The sequence below is a fragment of the Streptomyces sp. NPDC102451 genome, assembly GCF_044765485.1.
Lineage (GTDB): Bacteria > Actinomycetota > Actinomycetes > Streptomycetales > Streptomycetaceae > Streptomyces.
The window spans coordinates 1-1,656 of the sequence record NZ_JBIWKD010000054.1 but is presented as its reverse complement, the minus strand read 5'-3'; the positions used below and the strand labels follow the sequence as shown (position 1 = coordinate 1,656).

2 protein-coding genes are annotated in these 1,656 nt (G+C 69.3%); one reads left to right on the top strand and one right to left on the bottom strand.

Annotated features, from left to right (window positions below):
- Positions 1–50: 50 nt before the first annotated feature.
- Positions 51–644 (top strand): hypothetical protein, encoded by a 594-nt coding sequence (locus tag ACIRD8_RS37810; RefSeq protein WP_404002320.1) that lies wholly within the window; start codon positions 51–53, stop codon positions 642–644.
- Here ACIRD8_RS37810 and ACIRD8_RS37805 read toward each other — a convergent pair.
- Positions 592–1,386, bottom strand: a complete 795-nt coding sequence (locus ACIRD8_RS37805; protein ID WP_404002318.1) for an IS5 family transposase — start codon at positions 1,384–1,386, stop codon at positions 592–594. The two genes, ACIRD8_RS37810 and ACIRD8_RS37805, sit on opposite strands and share 53 nt — an antisense overlap.
- Positions 1,387–1,656: the final 270 nt, after the last annotated feature.

Genomic DNA, 1,656 nt, shown 5'->3' with positions numbered 1-1,656 from the left:
AGAAGCCGTTTCTCTACCGGGCGTGATCGTTTGATTGTCGCTGGTCAGGCATGGTTTCGGAGGAGGTGAGGGAGAGTCTCGACGTTCTGTTCCGCCTGTTCGGTGAGGGGTATGCGGTGGCGTCGATGCTGGGGTTGCTGGAGGCACGGGAAGCGGCTGCTCGCGTGCGAGTGGAGGATCTGCGGGAGGCGGCGGCCCGGGCGGCTGCCGTGCTGGAGGCGGCGGAGATCGAGCTGGACCGGCGGGTGATCGCGCGGGAGGAACTGGTCGAGGCCCTGGCTGTGTCCGCTGCCGAGGCCACCGCCGTGACCGATGCGGAGGCGGAGGTGAAATCGGTGTCCGTGCCGGCGCCCTTGCCGGGAACGACGGTGCCGTCCTGGCGGGAGGGGCTGCCCGCGACGGTTCTCACGCCGGATTACCAGCGGATCCTGGGCATGGTGGCGGACCGGTCGGACCAGGGGCCGGTGCGGGCCAAGGAGATCGCGGTGGTGCTGGGACTGGGGCCGACGCCGGCGAAGGTGGAGGGTGTGCGCTCGAAGGCCCGGCGCCTGGCGGAGCGCGGGTGGCTGGTCCAGGAGGGGTCGGGGATGTTCAGTGCCGGCCGCGGGATCGTGGCCGGGCCAGGCGGCGGCTCATCCGCGTGATCATCGACCACTGGATCATCGCCTCGCTGGTGGTCGTCAGGGTTTCGTAGTCGCGGGCCAGACGGCGCGAGTGCATCAGCCACGCGAACGTGCGCTCGACCACCCACCTGCGGGGCAGCACCACGAACCCGTTCATGTCGTCGGTGCGTTTGACGACTTCCAAGGTCAGTGCGAGCTTCTCCATCGACCAGCCGACAAGGCCGCCGGTGTAGCCGCCGTCGGCCCAGACCAGGGTGATCTCCCGGTGCAGTGAGCGCAGTCGCCGCAACAGCGGCACGGCCGCGTCCCGGTCTCCCACGTTCGCGGCCGTCACCGCGACGGCCAGCAGCAGGCCGAGCGTGTCGGTCACGATATGCCGCTTGCGGCCCGGGACCTTCTTCCCGCCGTCGTACCCGCTCGAGGCAGTCGGCACGGACGCCGCAGCCCGCACCGACTGCGCGTCGATGATCCCCGCCGAAGGCTCCGCCTCACGGCCCTCGCGCATCCTGACCTGTCCGCGCAGCCGGTCGTGGAACTCCTTGATCAGCCCGTGCTCACGCCACCGGCGGAAGAAGGCATAGACCCGGCCCCAGGCGGGGAAGTCAGCGGGCATCGCCCGCCACGAGATCCCGCCGGCGACCAGGTACCGGATCGCGTCCAACATGGCACGGTGACAGTAGGCTTCGGGCTGCCCGCCCCGGCCCTCCAGCCAGGCCGGCACCGGCAGCAACGGGCGCACAGCCGCCCACTCCGCGTCCGTCATATCCGACGGGTACCGGCGCACCCGGTCCGGATGATCAGCCGCGTTCCCGTACACGTGCGCGAGACAATCACACGATCGGGCAGCCGAGTTGAACAATGCGGGCGCGGACACGTAGAACTGCGACAACAGGGCCTCCTGGAACTGCTCGGTTCGGTTCGCACCTCCGAGCTACCAAGGGGCCCTGCCTTCATGCACCTACCGCCGGAAGATCACCCCAGCGGGAAACCCGTTCGACTCACACGTTCCATCATCGGTTGAGATACGGCTTCT

What these genes read in the sequence shown, in the direction of transcription:
- ACIRD8_RS37810 (WP_404002320.1), top strand. Translation starts at nt 51, where the DNA reads ATGGTTTCGGAGGAGGTGAGGGAGAGTCTCGACGTTCTGTTCCGCCTG.
- ACIRD8_RS37805 (WP_404002318.1), bottom strand. Translation starts at nt 1,386, where the DNA reads ATGACGGACGCGGAGTGGGCGGCTGTGCGCCCGTTGCTGCCGGTGCCG.